This is a genomic window from Devosia sp. P1_H9, assembly GCF_056405135.1.
This window is the reverse complement of the sequence record NZ_JBFUCQ010000002.1, coordinates 45,754-64,959: the sequence shown is the minus strand read 5'-3', so window position 1 is coordinate 64,959 and position 19,206 is coordinate 45,754. Positions and strand designations below refer to the sequence as shown.

21 protein-coding genes and 1 tRNA gene are annotated in these 19,206 nt (G+C 65.6%); 9 read left to right on the top strand and 13 right to left on the bottom strand.

The window, feature by feature from the left end; translation table 11 throughout:
- Positions 1-65: 65 nt before the first annotated feature.
- The gene (locus tag AC1DYL_RS03365) at positions 66-338 is read left to right on the top strand and encodes a hypothetical protein (protein WP_477158049.1); all 273 of its coding nucleotides are present in this window, start codon (positions 66-68) and stop codon (positions 336-338) included.
- Here the strand turns inward: AC1DYL_RS03365 and AC1DYL_RS03360 are convergent.
- A complete protein-coding gene (locus tag AC1DYL_RS03360) occupies positions 335-757 on the bottom strand; it encodes a MerR family transcriptional regulator (protein ID WP_477172073.1) in 423 nt (140 codons plus the stop codon). The genes AC1DYL_RS03365 and AC1DYL_RS03360 overlap by 4 nt on opposite strands.
- Positions 758-835: 78 nt before the next feature.
- On the opposite strand from AC1DYL_RS03360, the gene AC1DYL_RS03355 reads away from it, so the two are divergent.
- Entirely contained in the window at positions 836-3,031 is a 2,196-nt protein-coding gene (locus tag AC1DYL_RS03355; RefSeq protein ID WP_477172072.1) for a heavy metal translocating P-type ATPase, read from the top strand.
- Between the two features lie 220 nt (positions 3,032-3,251).
- Here AC1DYL_RS03355 and AC1DYL_RS03350 read toward each other — a convergent pair.
- Positions 3,252-3,336 (bottom strand) — tRNA-Leu (locus AC1DYL_RS03350).
- 115 nt (positions 3,337-3,451) lie between these two features.
- Positions 3,452-3,685, bottom strand: a complete 234-nt coding sequence (locus AC1DYL_RS03345; protein ID WP_477149347.1) for a FliM/FliN family flagellar motor switch protein — start codon at positions 3,683-3,685, stop codon at positions 3,452-3,454.
- Between the two features lie 68 nt (positions 3,686-3,753).
- On the opposite strand from AC1DYL_RS03345, the gene lipB reads away from it, so the two are divergent.
- A complete protein-coding gene (gene lipB, locus AC1DYL_RS03340) occupies positions 3,754-4,500 on the top strand; it encodes a lipoyl(octanoyl) transferase LipB (protein WP_477172071.1) in 747 nt (248 codons plus the stop codon).
- Between the two features lie 43 nt (positions 4,501-4,543).
- Positions 4,544-5,017, top strand: a complete 474-nt coding sequence (locus tag AC1DYL_RS03335; protein WP_477149349.1) for a DUF4282 domain-containing protein — start codon at positions 4,544-4,546, stop codon at positions 5,015-5,017.
- Between the two features lie 36 nt (positions 5,018-5,053).
- On the opposite strand, the gene AC1DYL_RS03330 is transcribed toward AC1DYL_RS03335, so the two are convergent.
- Entirely contained in the window at positions 5,054-5,476 is a 423-nt protein-coding gene (locus tag AC1DYL_RS03330; protein ID WP_477172070.1) for a DoxX family protein, read from the bottom strand.
- A gap of 193 nt (positions 5,477-5,669) precedes the next feature.
- Here AC1DYL_RS03330 and rimO point away from each other — a divergent pair, with 193 nt between their 5' ends.
- The 5 genes from rimO (at position 5,670) to AC1DYL_RS03305 (ending at position 10,287) form a co-directional block, all read left to right on the top strand.
- Positions 5,670-7,034 carry a 30S ribosomal protein S12 methylthiotransferase RimO gene (rimO, locus tag AC1DYL_RS03325; protein ID WP_477172069.1) on the top strand — a complete coding sequence of 455 codons (1,365 nt, stop codon included), beginning with the start codon at positions 5,670-5,672 and terminating at the stop codon, positions 7,032-7,034.
- Entirely contained in the window at positions 7,034-7,885 is an 852-nt protein-coding gene (folP, locus tag AC1DYL_RS03320; protein WP_477172068.1) for a dihydropteroate synthase, read from the top strand. Before rimO ends, folP begins: the two co-directional genes overlap by 1 nt.
- A gap of 4 nt (positions 7,886-7,889) precedes the next feature.
- Entirely contained in the window at positions 7,890-8,276 is a 387-nt protein-coding gene (gene folB / locus AC1DYL_RS03315; protein ID WP_477172067.1) for a dihydroneopterin aldolase, read from the top strand.
- A complete protein-coding gene (gene folK / locus AC1DYL_RS03310; RefSeq protein WP_477149354.1) occupies positions 8,276-8,716 on the top strand; it encodes a 2-amino-4-hydroxy-6-hydroxymethyldihydropteridine diphosphokinase in 441 nt (146 codons plus the stop codon). Before folB ends, folK begins: the two co-directional genes overlap by 1 nt.
- 95 nt (positions 8,717-8,811) lie before the next feature.
- Positions 8,812-10,287 (top strand): glycosyltransferase family 39 protein, encoded by a 1,476-nt coding sequence (locus AC1DYL_RS03305; RefSeq protein ID WP_477172066.1) that lies wholly within the window; start codon positions 8,812-8,814, stop codon positions 10,285-10,287.
- A gap of 6 nt (positions 10,288-10,293) precedes the next feature.
- On the opposite strand, the gene AC1DYL_RS03300 is transcribed toward AC1DYL_RS03305, so the two are convergent.
- The 9 genes from AC1DYL_RS03300 to AC1DYL_RS03260 form a co-directional block, all read right to left on the bottom strand.
- A complete protein-coding gene (locus AC1DYL_RS03300; RefSeq protein WP_477172065.1) occupies positions 10,294-11,067 on the bottom strand; it encodes an ATP12 family chaperone protein in 774 nt (257 codons plus the stop codon).
- 4 nt (positions 11,068-11,071) lie between these two features.
- A complete protein-coding gene (locus AC1DYL_RS03295) occupies positions 11,072-11,734 on the bottom strand; it encodes an HAD-IA family hydrolase (RefSeq protein ID WP_477172064.1) in 663 nt (220 codons plus the stop codon).
- 73 nt (positions 11,735-11,807) lie between these two features.
- Positions 11,808-12,437 carry a hypothetical protein gene (locus AC1DYL_RS03290; protein WP_477172063.1) on the bottom strand — a complete coding sequence of 210 codons (630 nt, stop codon included), beginning with the start codon at positions 12,435-12,437 and terminating at the stop codon, positions 11,808-11,810.
- A gap of 84 nt (positions 12,438-12,521) precedes the next feature.
- Positions 12,522-13,508, bottom strand: a complete 987-nt coding sequence (locus AC1DYL_RS03285; protein ID WP_477158039.1) for an RluA family pseudouridine synthase — start codon at positions 13,506-13,508, stop codon at positions 12,522-12,524.
- Complete coding sequence (crcB, locus tag AC1DYL_RS03280; protein ID WP_477172062.1) at positions 13,505-13,882, bottom strand: fluoride efflux transporter CrcB; 378 nt, start codon at positions 13,880-13,882, stop codon at positions 13,505-13,507. The genes AC1DYL_RS03285 and crcB overlap by 4 nt, the downstream gene beginning before the upstream one ends.
- Before the next feature lie 58 nt (positions 13,883-13,940).
- A complete protein-coding gene (locus tag AC1DYL_RS03275; RefSeq protein WP_477172061.1) occupies positions 13,941-15,593 on the bottom strand; it encodes a flotillin family protein in 1,653 nt (550 codons plus the stop codon).
- 6 nt (positions 15,594-15,599) lie between these two features.
- Positions 15,600-16,253 carry a YqiJ family protein gene (locus AC1DYL_RS03270; RefSeq protein ID WP_477172413.1) on the bottom strand — a complete coding sequence of 218 codons (654 nt, stop codon included), beginning with the start codon at positions 16,251-16,253 and terminating at the stop codon, positions 15,600-15,602.
- A 143-nt stretch (positions 16,254-16,396) separates the two neighbouring features.
- Complete coding sequence (locus AC1DYL_RS03265) at positions 16,397-17,713, bottom strand: replication-associated recombination protein A (RefSeq protein WP_477149362.1); 1,317 nt, start codon at positions 17,711-17,713, stop codon at positions 16,397-16,399.
- Positions 17,713-19,194: a DegQ family serine endoprotease gene (locus tag AC1DYL_RS03260; RefSeq protein ID WP_477172060.1), complete on the bottom strand. Its 1,482-nt coding sequence runs from the start codon at positions 19,192-19,194 to the stop codon at positions 17,713-17,715. Before AC1DYL_RS03260 ends, AC1DYL_RS03265 begins: the two co-directional genes overlap by 1 nt.
- Positions 19,195-19,206 lie beyond the last annotated feature (12 nt).

Below are 19,206 nucleotides of genomic sequence, written 5' to 3'. Positions count from 1 at the left end.
GCTTGGGTATCGTGGACGGCCACCGTTGGTGGCGCGTCGCGCGTACGCTTGAGGGGGCGTGTCAATTGTCAGACCCACATGAACCGTTCTCGATCAATGTCGGGAGCAAGCTGCTTTTCGGCGCCGTCATGCTCATGGGCCTCGGTGTGGTGGCCATCATCCTGTTGCCCATAGCGACGGCGTTCAGTCCCGCACCGGAGCCCGATCCCGGTCCGGCGAGGATCATCGGCGCCATAGTGCCGGGAATCATGCTGGCGATCGTTGGCGTGGTCGTCGGCCTGATCGCCGGGTTGTTTCTCGGCTATGCCCAGGGAAAGTACCCGCGCTCCCGCTCCTAATGCGCGTGCTCGGTGACGCACTCGCCGTGATCGGCCAGCACTTCGATGATGCGGCAGTCGCAGATGCGCCCGTGGCCGCATTCCTCGACCATTCGCGCCAGCTCGCCGCGTAGCGCGGTGAGGCTGGCGATGCGGCGGTCGATTTCGCTGAGATGGTTGCGGGCGATGCTGTCGGCCTGATGGCAGGACGCTTGCGGGGCGCCGGCCATATCCAGCAGTTCGCGGATATCGTCGACCTCGAAGCCAAGCTCGCGCGAATGGCGGATGAAGTTCAGCCGTTCGACTTCCGGCTTGCCGTAGCGACGCTGGTTGCCTTCCGTACGCGGCGGCGACGACAGCAGCCCGATCTGCTCGTAGAAGCGGATTGTCGGCACTTTTACGCCGGTCAGTCGTGACAATTCGCCGATCGGCAGATTCATCGCATTCACCCCTTGATCCTCTAGTGGCTAGAGGTCCTAGATGTATGCGGACATGATGAAGAATCCAAGGAGCGCCCCATGTCCGAGGCCGCTGAGAAGCTGAAGTTCCGCATTGGCGGCATGGATTGCGCCGCCTGCGTGACCAAGATCGAGAACGCTGTCGGGCGGCTTCCGGGCGTCGGCGAGGTGGGGGTGTCGCTGCCGAACGGCACGCTGACGGTGACGCACTCGGGCGACATCGCCAAGGGCGCTATCGAGCGGCAGGTGAAGGCGCTGGGCTACTCCATTGCGCCCGCAAAGTCCGTGGCGCCGGCCACAAACGATCATAGCCACGCCGATCACGACCACGGTGACCACAGCCACAATCATGACCGTGAGCACGATCACTCCGGGCATGCCGAGATCATCGACGGGCCGTGGTGGCGGACCCGCAAGGCGCTCCTGACCTTCATCTCGGGCGGAGCACTGCTGGCTGCGTACATCGTGGGACAGTTGTTCCCGCAGATCGGCCACTGGGCATTCTTCGTCGCCATGGCGGTCGGGCTGATTCCTGTGGCTCGGCGCGCCGTGGTTGCGGCGATGACCGGCACGCCGTTCTCCATCGAGACGCTGATGACGATTGCGGCGGTTGGCGCAGTGTTCATCGGCGCGACGGAGGAAGCGGCCACGGTGGTGGTGCTGTTCCTCGTCGGCGAACTGCTCGAGGGCGTGGCAGCTGGCCGGGCGCGAGCCAGCATCCGCGGCCTTGCCGACCTGGTGCCGAAGCTGGCGCTGGTCGAGCGCGACGGCGCGACCAGCGAGGTGGCCGCGGCACAACTGGCGGTTGGTACGATCATCCTCGTCCGTCCGGGCGACCGGATTGCCGCAGATGGCGTCATCGTCGAGGGCAGTTCGGCCATCAACGAGGCGCCGGTGACCGGCGAGAGCGTGCCAAAGACCAAGGGGGTTGGCGACGAGGTGTTCGCGGGCACGATCAATGCCGACGCGGTGCTGCGCGTGCGGGTGACGGCTGCTGCTGCCGACAACACCATCGCGCGCGTCGTGCGGCTGGTCGAGGAAGCGCAGGAGAGTAAAGCACCCACCGAGCGGTTCATCGACAAGTTCTCGCGCTACTACACCCCCGGCGTGCTGGTGGTCGGCGCGCTGGTCGCCATCCTGCCGCCGTTGCTGGCTGCCCAGCCCTGGGACGAGTGGATCTACAAGGGCCTCGCGATCCTCCTGATCGGCTGCCCATGCGCGCTGGTGATCTCGACCCCCGCGGCCATCGCTGCCGGCCTCTCAGCTGGTGCCCGGCGCGGGCTGTTGCTGAAGGGGGGCGCGGTGCTGGAGCAGTTGCGGAAGATCGATACCGTGGCGCTCGACAAGACCGGTACCCTGACCGAGGGCAAACCGGAGGTGACCGACATTGTCGGCGTCGGCCGGACCGAATCCCAGGTGCTGTCGATCGCGGCGGCGCTGGAGACCGGCTCGAGTCATCCGCTGGCGGTGGCCGTGCTGGCGCGCGCCGGTGCCGACAAGGCATTCGTGCCCCCGGCGACCAATGTCAAGGCGGTACCCGGCAAGGGTGTCACCGGCAAGGTCGGCGGCGAGGAACTGTTTCTCGCTTCACCCAAGGCAGCGGAAGAGCGCGTGCCGTTCGACGCGGTGCTGCGTGAGCGGATCGGGGCGCTCAACGATGCCGGCAAGACCGTCTCCGTGCTTCTGGTCGGCGATCAGGTGGCGGGCCTCCTCGCCATCCGCGACGAGCCGCGCGCCGATGCCGCCGAGGGACTGAGCCGGCTGCGGGCCGAAGGTGTCTCGACGGTCATGCTGACCGGCGATAATGAGCGGACCGCCCGGGCCATCGGCGCCGACCTCGACATCGAGGTCCGTGCCGGCCTCCTGCCCGAGGACAAGCAGCGGATCGTGCGCGAACTGCAGCAGCAGGGCCGCGTGGTGGCCAAGGTGGGCGACGGCATCAACGACGCCCCTGCCCTTGCGGCTGCCGATATCGGCATCGCCATGGGCGGCGGCACGGATGTGGCGCTCGAAACCGCCGACGCCGCGATCCTTCACGGCCGCGTCGCCGATATCGCGAACATGATCGGCCTGTCGAAGGCCACCATGGGCAATATCGCCCAGAACATCACCGTTGCGCTCGGGCTGAAGGCGGTATTCCTCGTGACGACGATCGTCGGCATTACCGGTCTGTGGCCGGCCATCCTCGCTGATACTGGCGCGACAGTGCTCGTGACGATCAACGCGATGCGTTTGCTTGGCTGGAAGGCTCGCTAGCAAAGCAAATCGGCTGTCAGCATCTTGTCAGCGGCCATCCTCTATTGTCCGGTGCAGGAGGAGGCCAGCGATGACCCGGTGGAACATTGCCCTCGGAATGTTGATTGCCTGCGAGAGCCTGATCATGGTGGCGCTGATCGCCGCCACGCTCTAGGCCTGAAACAACAACGGCTCCCCGAGGGGAGCCGTCTGTTTTGGACTGCAGGATCAGCTGGGACCCTGGTGCGGTCGAGAAGACTCGAACTTCCACGCCTTGCGGCACAGCGACCTCAACGCTGCGCGTCTACCAATTCCGCCACGACCGCACGCCGAGGTAGATGCAGCGCCGAACCGGCGAAGCGAGGCAGCGTGTAGCAATGGTCGGTCCGGGGCGCAAGCGATTAATTGCCGATATGCCAAGGCAGGTTGCCAATTGGCAAATCAGGCCGGGCGGCGGACTTTTTCCGTGAGCTCGACGCTGAGCCGGCCATCCTCGACCTTCACTTCGCCGCGGGCGATAAGGGTGTTGTTGGCGTAGATGCGCAGCGGGTCGTTCTCGCCGGTGTCGAGTTCGATCACCGCCCCGCGGCCCATGCGCAGCAGGTGATGCACCGGCATGCTGGCAGCGCCAAGCTCCACGGTGATATCGACTTCAATATTGTCTAGAGTGTTCATACATAAACCGCGAACGACCATCCCGGCTGAATCGCGCCGGGCCCCTTGTGAGAGAGCATCGGCTGCCCATGCTTACCGAAGCGTTAACGACTGACCCAACTTGCGACACCGGGACGAAACTGTTCCGGAGCGACGGCGTGCCGGTCGAATGGCGAATCTCGGAGGGGTATGTCCCCTATCTCGAGGCGCTGGAGGCGATGAAGGAGCGAGCCGCCGCGGTAGCGGAAGGCGCGGCCGGCGAGCAGGTCTGGCTGCTGGAACATCCGCCGCTCTATACCGCCGGCACGTCAGCGGCGCCCGAGGACCTGCTCTCGCCCAATCGCTTCCCGGTCTACGACGCGGGCCGCGGTGGGCAGTACACCTACCATGGCCCCGGCCAGCGGGTGGTCTACTTCATGCTCGACCTGCGACAGCGCGGCCGGGACGTGCGCTGCCTGGTGCAGGGCCTGGAAGGGCTGATCATCAATACGCTCGCGGCCTTCAACATCAAGGGCGAGCGGCGCGACGGACGAATCGGCGTGTGGGTGGCTCGGCCGGACAAGGGGCCGGGCCGCGAGGACAAGGTGGCGGCAATCGGCGTGCGAGTGAGCCGCTGGGTGACGTTCCACGGCATTGCGATCAATGTGTCGCCGACCCTTTCACACTTCGATGGCATCGTGCCGTGCGGCATCTCCGACCAGGGGGTGACCAGTTTCGAGGACCTCGGGCAGCTCGTCTCGATGGCCGAGGTTGACGGTGCACTGCGTGCGGCGTTCGAGCGTCGCTTCGGGCCGACAGCAGACCTGCGTCCGGAAACACTTGTAAGTGCCGCCTGATACACGCATTTTCTGATTGACCGATTCCATCAGGGGTGAGGCCATGACGCTGGACGATCTCAAGAAAATCTTCCTTAGCCCGACGCTGTTCCGGCTCGAGACCATCCTTTCGCCGCGACTTGTGCCGGTGCTGTATGCGACCGGCCTCGCTGCGCTGCTGCTGTGGTCCGTGGGGCACCTGTTCGCGAGCTTCGGCCGCAATTTTGGCGATGGGCTCTGGGGGCTGCTCGAGATCGCGGTCTATGGCGCGTTGTTCCTCATTGTTCTGCGCATCGTCTGCGAAGTTCTGCTGGTATTCTTCAAGGCGAACGAGACTGTGACACGAACGGTCAGCCTGAGCCGCGTGCCGACCTCGCTGATCGACGAGGTGCGCGACGCGATCCACGATATCGCCGAGGACGAGCCTTACGAGGACGACGAGAGCAGTGACGGTACACCACCCCCTGCCCCGACGACGCCGGCTGTGCGGCGGACGGCCAAGCGGACGCCGCCCCCGACCGCCAAGCCCGACATCTGAAACAAAAAAGGCCGCCTGAGGGCGGCCTTTTCAGTTCTAGGCTGCGACCGGGCTGCCGCGCCGGGACTTGAGCACTTCGTCGAGGCTCCAGGCGCCGGCGCCGGCGAATACGAGATAGAGGAATACGAAGCAGAACAGCACGGCGCCATCACCACCATTGGCGGCCGGGATGATGCTGCCGCCCATCGGCACGTGCATCATCCAGAACGCATAGGCCATTTCGCCGGCGAGGATGAAGGCGACCGGGCGGGTGAACAGGCCAAGGATGATGGCGAGCCCGCCGAACACTTCGAGGATGGCCGCAAGGCCCATCAGCGAGAAGATATCGACGCCGCCCATGTCCGATGCCGGGAAGCCGAACAGCTTCTGGGTGCCATGGGCCATGAAGCAGAGCGCGGTGACGACGCGAAGGACGGCCAGCGCCTGCGGCTGGTACCTGTTGAGTGCTTCGAGATTCATTGGTCTTTTTTCCTGCTGGACGCCTCGGAGGTGGGCGCATCAGGAAACAAGAGCCTCAGGCTCAGGATTCGGGTCAACTTACAGGTTGGTAACCTGACAGGCTTGTGATCGGCCGTGATCAGGGCTGCCCTGCTTCCATCGCAGACTGCCGATCATTGCTTTTTCCGCCGGTTTGGCGCATAGGCACGCGCCAATGACACAAGCTCCAAAAATCGGCCTGGTCAGCCTCGGCTGCCCCAAGGCCCTCGTCGACTCCGAACGCATCATGACGACGCTGAGATCGCAGGGCTATGCGTTCTCGCGCGACTATGAGGGCGCGGATATCGTGCTGGTGAACACCTGCGGGTTCCTCGACAGCGCCAAGAAGGAAAGCCTGGAGGCGATCGGCGAGGCCGTCGGCGCCAATGGCCGCGTCATCGTCACCGGCTGCCTCGGCGTCGAGGAGCAGATGATCCGCGACACCCATCCGAGCGTGCTCGCCGTCACCGGCCCGCACCAGTACGAGGATGTGGTCAACGCGGTGAACACCCACCTGCCGCCGGTGCCGAACAAGTTCGTCGACCTGGTGCCGGAGGCCGGCCTCAAGCTGACGCCGCGGCACTACGCCTACATGAAGATTTCCGAGGGCTGCAACAACCGCTGCACATTCTGCATCATCCCACAGATCCGCGGTGACCTGGTGTCCCGTCCGATCGCGTCCGTGCTGTATGAGGCCGAGCGCCTGGTGGCGACCGGCGTCAAGGAGATCATGGTGATCTCGCAGGACACCTCGGCCTACGGCGTCGACATCAAGTATGCGAACTCAAAATTCCGCGGCCGCGACGTCTCGGCGAAGTTCCAGACGCTGGCCGAGGAACTGGGCCAGATGGACGTGTGGACCCGCCTCCACTACGTCTACCCCTACCCGCATGTCGACAGCGTCATCCCGCTGATGGCCGAGGGCAAGATCCTCCCCTATCTCGATATCCCGTTCCAGCACGCCTCGCCGCAGGTGCTGAAGTCGATGCGCCGCCCGGCCAACCAGGTGAAGACGCTCGACCGGATCAAGGCCTGGCGTGCCATGGCGCCTGACCTCGCCATCCGCTCCAACTTCATCGTCGGCTTTCCCGGCGAGACCGAGGAGGACTTCGAGTTCCTGCTCGACTGGCTGGAAGAGGCCGAGATCGACCGCATCGGCTGCTTCGAATACGAGCCGGTAACCGGCGCGCCTGCCAACGACATCGAGGGCATCGTCCCCGACGAGGTGAAGCGCGACCGCTACGAGCGGCTGATGGAAGTGGCGCAGGACATCTCAGCTCATGTGCTGTCGAAGAAGGTCGGGCGCACCATCGACGTGCTGGTCGACGACGTCGAGCCCGATACCGGCCGCGCCGTTGGCCGCAGCCAGTGGGACGCGCCGGAGATCGACGGCACCGTGATCATCCATGAAGCCGACGGCATCAAGGTCGGCGACAAGGTGTCGGTGCTGGTGACCGAGTCGGACGAGTACGACCTGTTCGCCGTGCCGTCCTCAGTTGCCGCCAAGGGCGACCGGAAGCCTGCCGCCGTCGCCAGCTGATGGCCAGCCACCGCGAGTATGAACTGGCGCCGGGCGACACCGCCCTGCGCCTTGGTCGTACGGCCCGGCTCATGGGCATTCTCAACGTCACCCCTGACAGTTTCTCGGACGGCTGGCGCTTCGATGCGCTGCCGGCGGCGCTGACGCAGGCGCGGCTGATGCTGGCCCAGGGCGCTGATATCATCGACATCGGTGGCGAGAGTACTCGGCCGGGGGCTGAGGAGGTGTCGGTAGCCGACGAGTTGTCGCGAGTGCTGCCGGCAATCGGCGCGCTGCGGGCTGACGGGATCACGGCGCCGATCTCGATCGATACATACAAGGCCGAGGTGGCCGAGCGGGCGATTGCCGCCGGGGCGACTATCATCAATGACGTTCACGGGCTGCAGCGCGAGCCGGAGGTCGCGGCCGTGGCGGCGCAATACGGTGCGCCGCTGGTGGTGATGCATTGGGACAGAGGCCGGGACACGTCGCGCGACGTGATGGCCGAGATGGCCCGGTATTTCGATGTGACGCTGGCGATTGCCGACAAGGCAGGCGTCCAACGCAGCCAAATCGTGCTCGATCCGGGTTTCGGCTTCGCCAAGTCGCTCAGCGAGAACTATGAAATCCTGCGACGGCTGCCAGAGCTGGTGGCGCTGGGCTTTCCGGTGCTGGTCGGCACCTCGCGCAAGTCGATGATCGGCAAGCTGCTGGATGTGCCGGCCGACGAGCGGCTGGCGGGGACGGTGGCGACTTCGGTGCTCGGCTACGCGGCCGGTGCACATATCTTCCGCGTCCACGACATCAGGCCCAACCGCGACGCCTTGCGCGTCGCTGAAGCGGCCCTATATGGACCGCATAGTCAGGACTAGTGACGTGACCAGAGACTTCGACGGCGACCGCATCATCCTCAGGGACCTGGGGTTCTTCGGCTATCACGGTGTGATGCCGGAGGAAGCGGTGCTGGGTCAGCGCTTCTTCGTCGACCTGAAATGCGGCGTCGACCTCGGCCGGGCAGGACGCAGCGATGAGCTGGAGCATTCGATCTCCTATGCCGAGATCTACAACGTCGCGAAGGCAGCGTTCGAGGAGCGGCGGTTCAAGCTGATAGAGGCGGTCGGCCAGCATGTCGTCGATCGGCTCTTCGAGGCGTTTTCCGCGATCCGCTGGATCGAAGTTCGCGTGCGTAAGCCATCGGCACCGATTGCCATGGTAGCCGGCGAAGCCGCGATCGAGCTGCACCGCCACCGGGACATCAGCTGATGGCGCGCGCCTGGCTAGGGCTCGGGGCCAATATCGGCGATCCGCCGGCGCAGGTGCGCGAGGCGGTGCTGCGGCTCGACGCGCACCCGGGCATCGATGTGGTAGCGCAATCGACGATGCTGATCACCAAGCCCTGGGGTAAGACGGACCAGCCCGACTTCTCCAACATGGTGGTGGAGATCGAGACGCACCTGGGGCCGCACGAGCTGCTCGACGCCTGCCTCGGAGTCGAACTCGAAATGGGCCGGGTTCGCGACATCCGGTGGGGCCCGCGCCGTATCGATATCGACATCGTGGCCTACGAGCGGTTGGAACTGCACAGCGAGTGGCTGCACTTGCCGCACCGGTTCGCACACGACCGAGACTTCGTCCTCGACCCGCTCCGCGAGATTGCGCCTGATGTCGCGGAGTGGATCATCAGCCGCTCGCGCGCTCAGTAATTCGGCCTTCGGACGCCCCCTACCCTTTACGTCCGCTTCGGCTTCGTGCGATCTCACGGGGGACTAAGCAGATCGGGGCGATGTTGGTGGATTGGATGCAGGACAAGTACGAACGCTACGCGGCGTTCGTCATCGCGGTGTATTGCGCCGCGTGGATTGCGTGCCTGCTGACCCTGCCGGGATTCTATCTCGATACCTACGACATGTTCGCCTTCGGCCAAGGCTGGCAGCTGGGTTACTGGAAGCATCCGCCCCTGCCGGCCTGGCTGGCCGAAATCGGCTTCGTCGCAACCGGTGGCTGGCCGCAGTCGCAGTCGGTCCTGGCGGTCGGTGCTGCCGGGCTGACGCTCGTCTATCTGTTCCGGCTGTCGCGCGACATCAAGGGCGCCCAACTCGCACTGCTGGCCGTGGCCATCTCGATGGTCAACTACTACTTCACCCGCCCGATCGAAACGCTGAACCACAACATTGTGCAGCTGCCGCTCTGGGTGATGACGGTGTTCTATTTCCGTCGGGCATTCCTCGCCAACAGCCGTATCGCCTGGGTGCTGCTCGGGGTCGCAGCGGCGCTGCTGATGTATGCGAAGTATAGCGGGGGCATCCTCCTTGTTCTGCTCGCCGCCTTTGCGGCGGTGGAGCCGAACTACCGCCGACGGCTGACTTCGCCCGGCCCCTACGTCACCGCGGTGACGGGGCTGCTGATCCTGTCTCCACACCTCTACTGGCTGGTGGCAAACGACTTCCTGCCGTTCCGCTATCCGTTCGAGTCGATGCCGCGGTTCACCAACCTGGTGGACCGCGCCATCTCCCCCGTGATGTTCGTGCTGGCACAGGTCGCCTTTCACCTGCCCATGTTGCTAGTACTGGCCCTCGGCCTTGTCGGCTGGCGCAAGGGTCGCGAGAAGATGACATTGGCGGGCGCGGATACGTCGCGTTCCGATTTCTGGCTGATCATGCTCTCCGGTGTCGCTCCGATCGTGCTGGTGGGCCTGTCGTCAGTTTGGTCCGGAAGCTCGATCCGGCCTGAGGTGGGCGGCTCGCTCGTCGCACTATCGGGCCTCGTCCTGGTGCTGCTGCTTCCGACGCCTCTCAAGGTAAGGCGGCCGCTGCTGGCCGGGATCGTGTGGGCGGTGCTGATGATCGGGGCACCGATCGGCTGGGTGGTGTCGCTGCATCTGGGCGCCAACGCTGGTCGCGTTGCCCCGGAGCTGATCCCTGACCGCATGCTTTCGGCTGCGATGGAGGCGAACTGGAAATCGCGCATGTCGACGCCCCTGCAGATCGTGGCCGGCCGTTCGATCGATGCCGGTCCGGTCTCGCTCTACGCCAAGCCACGTCCGCTGGTGCTGATCGATTTCGACTTGCAGCACAGCTCGTGGATCACGCCAGGACAGCTCGACCGCGACGGCGCCTTGGCGGTATGGCGCGAATGGGGCGACAAGCTTGAGCCGCCGGAGGGACTGGTTGCCCTGGCCGACGGCAGGCAGTTGGAAGTTGGTGGTGACGTCACCGTACCGGTGAACGACAAGACCAGCGTGCGCTACGGCTGGGCGATCATCCACCCCAAGTAGTGGGGCCTAGCGCACCATCTCCAGCACCCGCACGGCGGCATCGAAGTCCAGCCGGCGTTTCACACGCCGTTCCGTGGCTTCTTCGACCTCGCCCCACAGGCGGACGTTGTAGTCTTCGTCGACATGGGCAGCGGCCCAGATCTCTTCCGGCGTCATCAGCTTCTCGCGCAGCGCGATACTGAGCAGGCCCGAGCCGGTGATGCCGGTGAGGGAGTTGAGGGCGACGATTTCGATCAGGTTGGTCCCAGCGAGCGACTGACCGAGACGCTCAAGGGTTGCTGCCGGCTGCGGCTGGTGGACGATGCCGATGGTTGGCTGGAAGCTGATGTCGAAATGGCGGGCGATGCGAACAAGCGCCGCGTCCCAGACCCGCTCCTGCTCGGCGACGAGTTCCCGCGGCGTATCGGCGCGGTAGAGCAGAAGGTCGTTGCCGGAATACTTGACGATCTCGTCGCGGAGCGCTCCGAGGCGCTCCTCGCCGGCCTCAATGGCTGAGTTCACCAGCCGCACCATCGGCATGACCTTGGGATCGATGAACTCGCCCTGCGCCGCCCATTCCTCGGCCATGGCCTCCGCCAGGACGCGTTGGGGCACCACCACCGGGGTCTGCCCGGGCGTGCGCGGCGAACGGCCGTCCAGCGTCACGGCGAAGCCACCGGCGGCCGTACCGACCCCGACATCCTTGTAGAAGCGCTTGGGCAGCTCGACCTTGTTGAGGTGCTGGGCGCGACCGTAGCCATCATTGCGGTGCTGGTGGGCGTCGTCGAGGAACTCGCGCATCGGTCTACTCCAGCACGCGCTCGATGGCGGCATCGAGCTCGGCGTAATCGTGGATCAGCGTCCCTGCCCCGGCTTTCAGCAGCTCGGCTGCCTCGTGATAGCCCCAGCTGACCCCGATGGCCCGGGTGCCGGCGGCCCGCGCCAACTCCATGTCGTAGACCGTATCGCCCACCATCACCGTCTGGTGCGGTTCGGCGCCGGTATCGGCCATGGCGCTGAGCAGCATGCCCGGATGGGGTTTGGAGGGATTATGGTCGGGCGTCTGCAGGGTGACGAAATGGCCCTCAATGCCGTGATTTCCCAGGATTCGGGCGACGCCGGTGAGACCCTTGCCAGTAGCGATCCCCAGCACCGTGCCCTTCTTCTCCTTCAGCCGGTCGAGTGCCTCGCGCGCGCCAGGATAGAGCGGCTCCCGATCGACATCGTGCTCCAGCGAGGCTTTGTAGAAGCTTCGGTACTGGCCGACGATGCCCTCGATCACATCGATATCGTCGGTGCCCGCCAACTGCCCGACGGCGATCGGGAGAGACAGGCCGATGATCTGACGCACCTGCGCGGCAGTCGGCGGCACCAGGTCGAGCGACGCGAATGCTGCGCCCATGTGCTCGGAAATGAGCGCCTGGGTGTCGATCAGCGTGCCGTCCATATCGAAGACAATGAGCCGCATGCGAGTGGTCCTCGTTCGGCCCGTTCAGAACCACAAAACGCGGGGCATGTCACGCCCCGCGCGAAGACGCTGATCAGTGGGCCGCGAAGCAGTAGAGCAGGCCGGCGCCACCGGTGCCGATAAGGTTGTCCTGACTGCAGCCGCGCGACGGGTGGGCCGCGTTCCACGATGTGGCAGTCGCGAGCGTGTCGGGTCCCAGGCGGTCGGCGTGGCCGAGCATCGCCGTGCCTTCGCCGTTGAGGGTCCAGTCGCCGCAGGTCTGGCCGACGGCCAGTGTGCCGTCGGCATTTGAGCCTGTGAGGATGTCGTGCTGGTTCGGCTCGTCGCCACGGCCCTTGGTTATGGCCCCCGTCTCCGACAGCGCGGTCTGCTTGTTGATGTTGTTCGCGTCCGAATGGAGGTTGGCGACATCGGTGGCGATCACGTCGCCCTTGAAGTTCTGCCACGGCCCGGCGCCGATCCGGTCCTTGGCGTTGACGCCTTCGGCGCTGAGGTAAGCCTTCCAGGTCTTGCCAATGGAGCCTGCGGCCTCCGCCAGCTTCGCGCAATGCGCGTCGGCGCCATCGAGGCCGCCGAGATTGGCACCGTCCCCCACACCCACGCTGGTGACGAAAAAGGTCATGGTGGTTGCGTCCTGCGCAATGGCCGGTGCAGCAATGGCGAGGGTCGCCGCGGTGACAGCGGCGAGAACGATCGTTTTCATTGGCATCTCCCTGTGCGCCCGCAATGGGCCGCGACAGGTGAACACACGGGGCCGACGTTTCGTCCGGCGCTCGCGCCGATTTGATCAGTCCTGCTCGGGGTCCTGGTCCTGCGCGTCGTAGCGGTCGGCATCGAAGCCGAGCACGTCGAACGTCGCCTGCATGTGCGGCGGCAGCGGCGCGGAGACGTCGAGGAACTGGCCGCTCTTCAGCGGCAGCCGGATGCGGCGGGCGTGCAGGTGCAGGCCCTTGCTGATCTGCTCCGGCGCTTCCCAGTTCTCGATGTTGAAGTAGCGCGGATCGCCCATGATAGGGTTGTGCAACTGCGCCATGTGTACGCGCAGCTGGTGCGTGCGGCCAGTCACCGGCTTCAGTGTCACCCAGGCGAAGCGGCGGGCGGCGGTGTCGGTGGTCGAGTAGTAGCTCATCGAATGCTGCGCGCCGGGCGTGCCCTGTGGCACCACCACCATCTGCTCGCCATCGGTAGTCGCCTGCTTCGCAAGGAAGCAGGAGATCGAGCCCTGCTTGGGGTGCGGGTTGCCCCACACCACGGCCCAGTAGATCTTCCGCGCCTGGCGCGACGAGAACACTTCGCCGAAATGGGCGGCTGCCGCCTTGGTCTTGGCGACGACGAGACACCCCGAAGTATCGCGGTCGAGCCGGTGCACCAAGCGGGGCGCCTCGCCCTTCTTGTTCGGGAGGCTCTTCAGCAGCCCATCCATGTGGCGCTTCGTGCCGCTGCCGCCCTGCGAGGCGAGGCCGTGCGGCTTGTTGAAGACGTAGAGGTCGTCGTCCTCATAGAGGATGATGTCGCGCAGGAACTCGGCATCCTTCGAGTTGATCTCGCCTTCGGCCCGCTCCGGCGCGGCTTCGATCGGCGGCACGCGGACGACCTGCCCGGCGGCAAGGCGGGCATTGGCCTTCACCCGGCCGCTGTCGACGCGGATCTGGCCCGAGCGCAACAGCTTCTGGAGGTGACCGAAGGTGACCTGAGGAAAGTGCGTCGCGAACCAGCGGTCGAGCCGCATGCCGTCTTCGTCGCGAGCGACGGTCTGCTGTCGTACGCCGCTCATGCAATCACCCGCATGGCCAGCATGCCCATCCAGAGGCCGGCAAGCGACAGCAGCACCGAGCCGACGATGTAGATCGCCGCCAGCATGACATCGCCGCGCTCGATCAGCGTGATGGCGTCCAGCGAGAAGCTCGAGAAGGTGGTGAAGCCGCCGAAGATGCCCACGGCGACGAACAGCCGAATCTCGTTCTGGTACTGCGGCGTGAACTTGGCGAGGATGCCGATCAGCACGCCCATAGCGATCGACCCGGCGATGTTGACGAGGAACGTCGCCACCGGGAAGCCGTTGGCGAGCGCGCCGATCCAGTTCTGCGCACCAAAGCGCGCCAAGGCGCCAAGCGCGCCGCCAATTCCAACGAGAAGATAAGCTTGCATGGGCTGACTTCTACGGGCAGCGCCCGCGGAAGACCAGCCCTATGCGAGGCGGTTTGCGTCAGGTCGCCGAAGCTGCCTGTTCGTCGTCATCGTCATCGTCATCGCCGTCGATCTCGAGCGCCGGTGCGACCGCCGACGAGACCAGGCCGCTGAGCGTGCCGCCCTTGAGGCCGAGTTCGGCCAGGAGCGCATCGATCAGCGGCGCCTGGCTGCGGTAGCGCAACGCGGCATCGACCGCCTGATCAGCGATCCCACCGCCGGCATGGCCGTTCATCCCACCATTGCCGCCGCCGCCACCCGACAGGCCATCGACGTGCAGGATCTTGATCCCCTCGATGTTCTCCATCGGCTTGACGGACTCGGCTATGATTGACGGTAGGGCCTGAATGAGGGCCATGCGGATGTTCATGGCGATCTGCTCGGGCGACAGGTGGTTGGCGGCCTCGTTGAGCTTCTGCTTGCCTTCGGCCTCGACCGCGTAAGTGACCTCGGTGGCGGCGGCCCTGAGCTTGGCGGCTTCCGCCTCGCCTTGGGCCAGCGTGCGTGCCGCTTCGGCGCGGTTCTTGGCGGCCTGCTTTTCGGCGTCGGAGGAGACCACGATGTTGATCGAGGCCTTCTGGGCCTCCTGCTCGGCTTCGATCAACTGGATGCGCTTGGTGCGCTCGGCCACCTCGGTCATTCGCGCCGTCTCCACCTCTTCGGCGGCCTTGGCGGCCAGAGCACGGGCGACGTCGGCCTTGGCCTCAGCCTTCGACTGCTCCTCGGACTTGGCGGCCACCGCGGTGGCGCTGGTCTGCTCGGAGATGGCGATGGCCTGGTCGGCCTTGATCGCCGCTTCCTTCATCTGCTGGCGCGAGAGGGTACGCGCGGCCTCGGCTTCGGTAGCGCGCTGGGCGCGGAGGCTTTCGATCTCGGCGTTCTGCTGGTCGATGCGGATGGCGATTTCGCGCTCGTTGTTGAGGCGGGCATACTCGGAGTCACGGGTGATCGTGAATTGCTCCTGCTGCGCCTCGAGGTTCTTGCGCGCGATGGCCACCTGGGTGTTCTGCTCGATCTCGTTGCGGGTCTTGCGCCGGTCCTCGATCGCTTCGGTCATCTTGGTGAGACCTTCGGCATCGAACACGTTGTTGGGATTGAAGAATTCGCGATTGGTCTGGTCGAGGCCGGTGAGCGACACCGACTCGAGCTCAAGGCCGTTCTTGAGAATGTCCTCAGAGACCGCGGCCTGCACCTTCTGGACGAAGTTGACCCGCTGCTCGTGCAGCTCCTCCATCGCCATCTCGGCGGCGACGGCCCGGAGCGCATCGACGAACTTGCCTTCGACCAGCTCCTTGAGCGCCTGCGGCTCCATGGTGCGGCGGCCCAGCGTCTGGGCCGCGTCGGCAATGGCCTCGGCGGTCGGCTGCACGCGGACGTAGAACTCCGCCTGCACGTCGACGCGCATGCGATCCTTGGTGATCAGGGCCTGCTCGGCAGTGCGCACCACTTCGAGGCGGAGGGTGTTCATGTTGACTGGGATGGTTTCATGCAGCACCGGCAGCACCAGGGCGCCGCCGTTCATGATCACCTTCTGCCCGCCGAAGCCGGTGCGGACGAACGACACTTCCTTGCTGGCGCGGCGATAGAGCCGGGCAATGATCATGCCGATCACGAAGATCGCGACGATGATGATGGCGGCCACGATCAGGGTCGAAATGAGCTGGTCGTACATGCGGGGCTATTCCTGTGGCGGGGTGAGGCGGGTGATGGCGCGATAGACGTTCTTGTCGCGACCGACGATGAAGACGCGGTCGCCCGCGGCATAGGTCGAGCCCGGCTCGCCGGGCTCGAGCAGGATGTAATGGGTGCGACCGCGAAGGTCGGTAGTTTTGGCCTCGGCAGGTTGGCCCTGCTTAGCCTCGCCGCGAATGATCGTTGCGTAGCTGCCGACGAGCTCGGAGCGGCTGGCCGCCTCGGACTGATCCCGGGGGAAGATGTCGCCGAGCCAGCGGCCGAGGTGGCGCGTGGCGAAGCTGGCGCCGGCAACGGCCGGTACGGCGGCTAGCCAGGGGCTCAGCGGGTTGCCGGCGGCTCCGGTTACCACCCACTGGACGAGATAGCCCGAGAGCGCAAACCCGGTGAGGAAGATGACGAGCAGCGCGAGGAACGGCAGCCTCCCGACCGAGAACCAGCTGAGAACATGGGAGAGCGGGCCGACTTCGGCGCCGCTGAGCTCGGGCGCATCGAGGTCGGGAACATCGATGCCGGGCAGCGCCGCTTCGATGGAGGCGGAGGGTGAAAAGCCGATGAGGAGGGATAGCAACTCGATCACGCCGATCGCCAGCATGACGATCAATGCAACCGTGAACGGTGCGAACTCTGGCGCGAACAGTTCTATCTGGCCCCTCCCCTGATCCCTTCAGGTCATATGGGACTGTTGTGACAGTTTTCCATGGGGCGCAAGGACTTCGGGGCGCGGATTCTCGATATGGCTAATCTTGGTTGTTCAGATGCCGCCAAGCAAAGGCGGGAGCGCTAGTTGTCTCCCTCCTCCTCGCGGCGCTGTTCGCGGCGGCTGGACCAGAAATCGAGGCGCTTGATCACCTCGCGTTCGAAGCCGCGTTCGTTCGGCTGGTAGAACTCCGGCCGCCTGTCACCGGCGAGTTCGTCCGGGAAGAACTCTTGGCCGGAATAGGCATCCGGATAGTCGTGGTCGTAGCGGTAGCCCTTGTTGTAGCCGAGCTCCTTCATGAGCTTGGTCGGGGCGTTGAGGATGTGCTTGGGCGGCGGCAGCGAACCGGTCTGCTGGGCCAGCGCCTTGGCGTTGGCAAAGCCGACCATGGCGGCGTTGGACTTGGGTGCGGTCGCGACATAGGCGATGGCCTGCGCCATGAACAGCTCGCCCTCGGGGAAGCCGGTGCGCTCGAAGGCGTTCCAGGCGGTGATCACCTGCACCATCGCCTGCGGGTCGGCCATGCCGACATCCTCGGAGGCGGCGCAGGCGAGACGCCGGAAGATGGTGTCGGGGTGCTCGCCGCCGACCAGCATGCGCTGTGCCCAATACATGGCGGCCTGCACATCGGAGCCGCGCAGGCTCTTATGGAAGCAGCTGAGCAGGTTGTAGTGCTCCTCCTGCCCCTTGTCGTAGACCGGGGCGCGCTTCTGGACCGTTTCGGCGAGCGCGGCGACGTCGAGCATCGCGTCCTCGGGGAGTGCGAACAGCTCTTCGGCAAGGCCGATCAGGTAGCGGCCATCGCCATCGGCCATCTCCAGCAAAGCGTCGCGGGCTTCGGCGGTGATCGGGAGTTTGCGGCCGACATGCGCCTCGGCGCGTTCGGCGAGGATTGCGAGGTCGGGCTTTTCGAACCGGCGGAGGGTGTAGACTTTGGCGCGCGAGAGGAGCGCTGCGACCATCGAGAAACTGGGGTTCTCGGTGGTGGCGCCGATGAGGATGACGGTGCCATCCTCGACGTGGGGCAGGAGCGCGTCCTGCGTCGTGCGGTTGAAGCGGTGGAGCTCGTCGACGAACATCACCGTCTGCCGCCCTGCCCCGAGGCGCAGCGCCTTGGCGTCGGCGATGACCTTGCGGAGGTCGGCTACGCCCGAGAGCACTGCCGACAGTTGCACGAAGTCGAGCCCGACCTCTTTGGCGACCAACCGCGCAATCGTCGTCTTGCCGACCCCGGGTGGGCCCCAGAGGATGAACGACGAAACGCGACCGGCGGCGACCATGCGGCCGATCGGACCGTTGGGCCCGAGCAGATGATCCTGCCCGATGACGTCGGCGAGCCGCTGCGGCCTCAGGGCCTCGGCGAGCGGACGCGGCGCGGCATCATCGAACAGCGAAAGCATCAACCACTCACCTCGGCCCGGACAATCCGGCCACCCCGCTGTAGCACAACACGCCAGCTCTGCGGACGATCGTTGGCCAGCTTGCCGAAGCTCTCGGCGCTGTCGGTCGGGTCGCCGTTGAGGCTGAGGATAAGGTCCCCGGCCCTGAGGCCCATGTCGTCAGCCGGAGAGCCGGCCTCGACTCCGCGAACCAGCACCGCGTGGGTATCGTAGGGCAGCCCCAGCTCTTGCGCCACGGCAGGAGTGACGGTCTCGACCGACGTGCCGGAGAAGCGCGTGTTACCGGAGACCGACACCGGCTTGCTGGCGCCCGGCGGGGCTTCCAGCGTGATGATCTTGTCCTCGGTCTTGCCGCTGCGGAAGTACTGCAGGTCCGCCGTGGCCCCGACCGGCTTGGTGGCGAGGCGGAAATCGAAGGCGCTCGGCTGCTCGATGTTGAAACCATCGACGGAGAGGATGACATCGCCATCGGCGAAGCCGGCCTTCTCGGCGGGACCGCCCGGCGCGAGTTCGCTGATCAGCGCACCGCGGGCCTGGCCCAGGCCGAGGCTGTCGGCGAGATCGGCGGTCACCGGCTGCATGCGAGCGCCGAACCATGGGCGAACCAGCGCGCCACCGGAAATGCCGGTCTCGGCCACGAGCTTCGCCATATTGGCGGGGATAGCGAAGCCGATGCCGACCGAGCCGCCGGAGCGGGAGACGATCGCGGTGTTAACTCCCACGAGATGGCCCTGCAGGTCGACCAGCGCGCCACCCGAATTGCCCGGATTGATGGCCGCATCGGTCTGGATGAAGAACTCGTAGTTCGAGCTTTCGACGCCGGTCCGCGCCAGCGCCGAGACGATGCCCGAGGTGACGGTCTGGCCGACGCCGAACGGGTTACCGATGGCCAGCACCAGGTCGCCGACTTCGAGCTGGTCGGAATCGGCGAAGGTCAGTGCCGGGAAGGTCGCGCCCTTGGCATCCTTCACCTTCAGCACTGCGAGATCGGTCTTGGGGTCATCGAGCGCCAGGTCAACGGCGTACTCGTGGCCATCGTTGGTGGAGATGCGGATGTCGGTGGCGCCCTCGATCACGTGGTGATTGGTGAGGATCACGCCGGCACCATCGACGATGACGCCCGAGCCCAGCGACTGCGACTTCTGCGGGCGGCTGTCCATGAACGGGCTGTCGCCGCCGAAGAACTGCGAAAAGAATGGATCGTTGAGGAACGGTGACGTCGCCTGCTGACTTATGGTCGTGGCGTAGACATTGACCACGGAGGGCGTCACCGACTTGACCACCGGCGCGAAGCTCAGTTGCATCTCGGTCCGGGTGGCTGGCACAGCCCTCGTCTCCGGCGCTGCCGTCTCAGCGGCCTGGGCAGCGATCGCGACCGGCGCTGATGGCGTCGTTCGACTCGAAATCTCCGCATACCCGAACACCAGTGCGGCACCGGCGGCGACCCCGCCGAGCGCCATAATCCAACCCTGTTTCGACATCGTCACATCCTC

Excerpts from the sequence above, each read along its gene's own strand:
- AC1DYL_RS03360 (WP_477172073.1), bottom strand. The coding sequence starts at position 757 with ATGAATCTGCCGATCGGCGAATTGTCACGACTGACCGGCGTAAAAGTG.
- AC1DYL_RS03355 (WP_477172072.1), top strand. The coding sequence starts at position 836 with ATGTCCGAGGCCGCTGAGAAGCTGAAGTTCCGCATTGGCGGCATGGAT.
- AC1DYL_RS03345 (WP_477149347.1), bottom strand. The coding sequence starts at position 3,685 with ATGAACACTCTAGACAATATTGAAGTCGATATCACCGTGGAGCTTGGC.
- lipB (WP_477172071.1), top strand. The coding sequence starts at position 3,754 with ATGCTTACCGAAGCGTTAACGACTGACCCAACTTGCGACACCGGGACG.
- AC1DYL_RS03335 (WP_477149349.1), top strand. The coding sequence starts at position 4,544 with ATGACGCTGGACGATCTCAAGAAAATCTTCCTTAGCCCGACGCTGTTC.
- AC1DYL_RS03330 (WP_477172070.1), bottom strand. The coding sequence starts at position 5,476 with ATGAATCTCGAAGCACTCAACAGGTACCAGCCGCAGGCGCTGGCCGTC.
- rimO (WP_477172069.1), top strand. The coding sequence starts at position 5,670 with ATGACACAAGCTCCAAAAATCGGCCTGGTCAGCCTCGGCTGCCCCAAG.
- folP (WP_477172068.1), top strand. The coding sequence starts at position 7,034 with ATGGCCAGCCACCGCGAGTATGAACTGGCGCCGGGCGACACCGCCCTG.
- folK (WP_477149354.1), top strand. The coding sequence starts at position 8,276 with ATGGCGCGCGCCTGGCTAGGGCTCGGGGCCAATATCGGCGATCCGCCG.
- AC1DYL_RS03305 (WP_477172066.1), top strand. The coding sequence starts at position 8,812 with ATGCAGGACAAGTACGAACGCTACGCGGCGTTCGTCATCGCGGTGTAT.
- AC1DYL_RS03300 (WP_477172065.1), bottom strand. The coding sequence starts at position 11,067 with ATGCGCGAGTTCCTCGACGACGCCCACCAGCACCGCAATGATGGCTAC.
- AC1DYL_RS03295 (WP_477172064.1), bottom strand. The coding sequence starts at position 11,734 with ATGCGGCTCATTGTCTTCGATATGGACGGCACGCTGATCGACACCCAG.
- AC1DYL_RS03290 (WP_477172063.1), bottom strand. The coding sequence starts at position 12,437 with ATGAAAACGATCGTTCTCGCCGCTGTCACCGCGGCGACCCTCGCCATT.
- AC1DYL_RS03285 (WP_477158039.1), bottom strand. The coding sequence starts at position 13,508 with ATGAGCGGCGTACGACAGCAGACCGTCGCTCGCGACGAAGACGGCATG.
- crcB (WP_477172062.1), bottom strand. The coding sequence starts at position 13,882 with ATGCAAGCTTATCTTCTCGTTGGAATTGGCGGCGCGCTTGGCGCCTTG.
- AC1DYL_RS03275 (WP_477172061.1), bottom strand. The coding sequence starts at position 15,593 with ATGTACGACCAGCTCATTTCGACCCTGATCGTGGCCGCCATCATCATC.
- AC1DYL_RS03265 (WP_477149362.1), bottom strand. The coding sequence starts at position 17,713 with ATGCTTTCGCTGTTCGATGATGCCGCGCCGCGTCCGCTCGCCGAGGCC.
- AC1DYL_RS03260 (WP_477172060.1), bottom strand. The coding sequence starts at position 19,194 with ATGTCGAAACAGGGTTGGATTATGGCGCTCGGCGGGGTCGCCGCCGGT.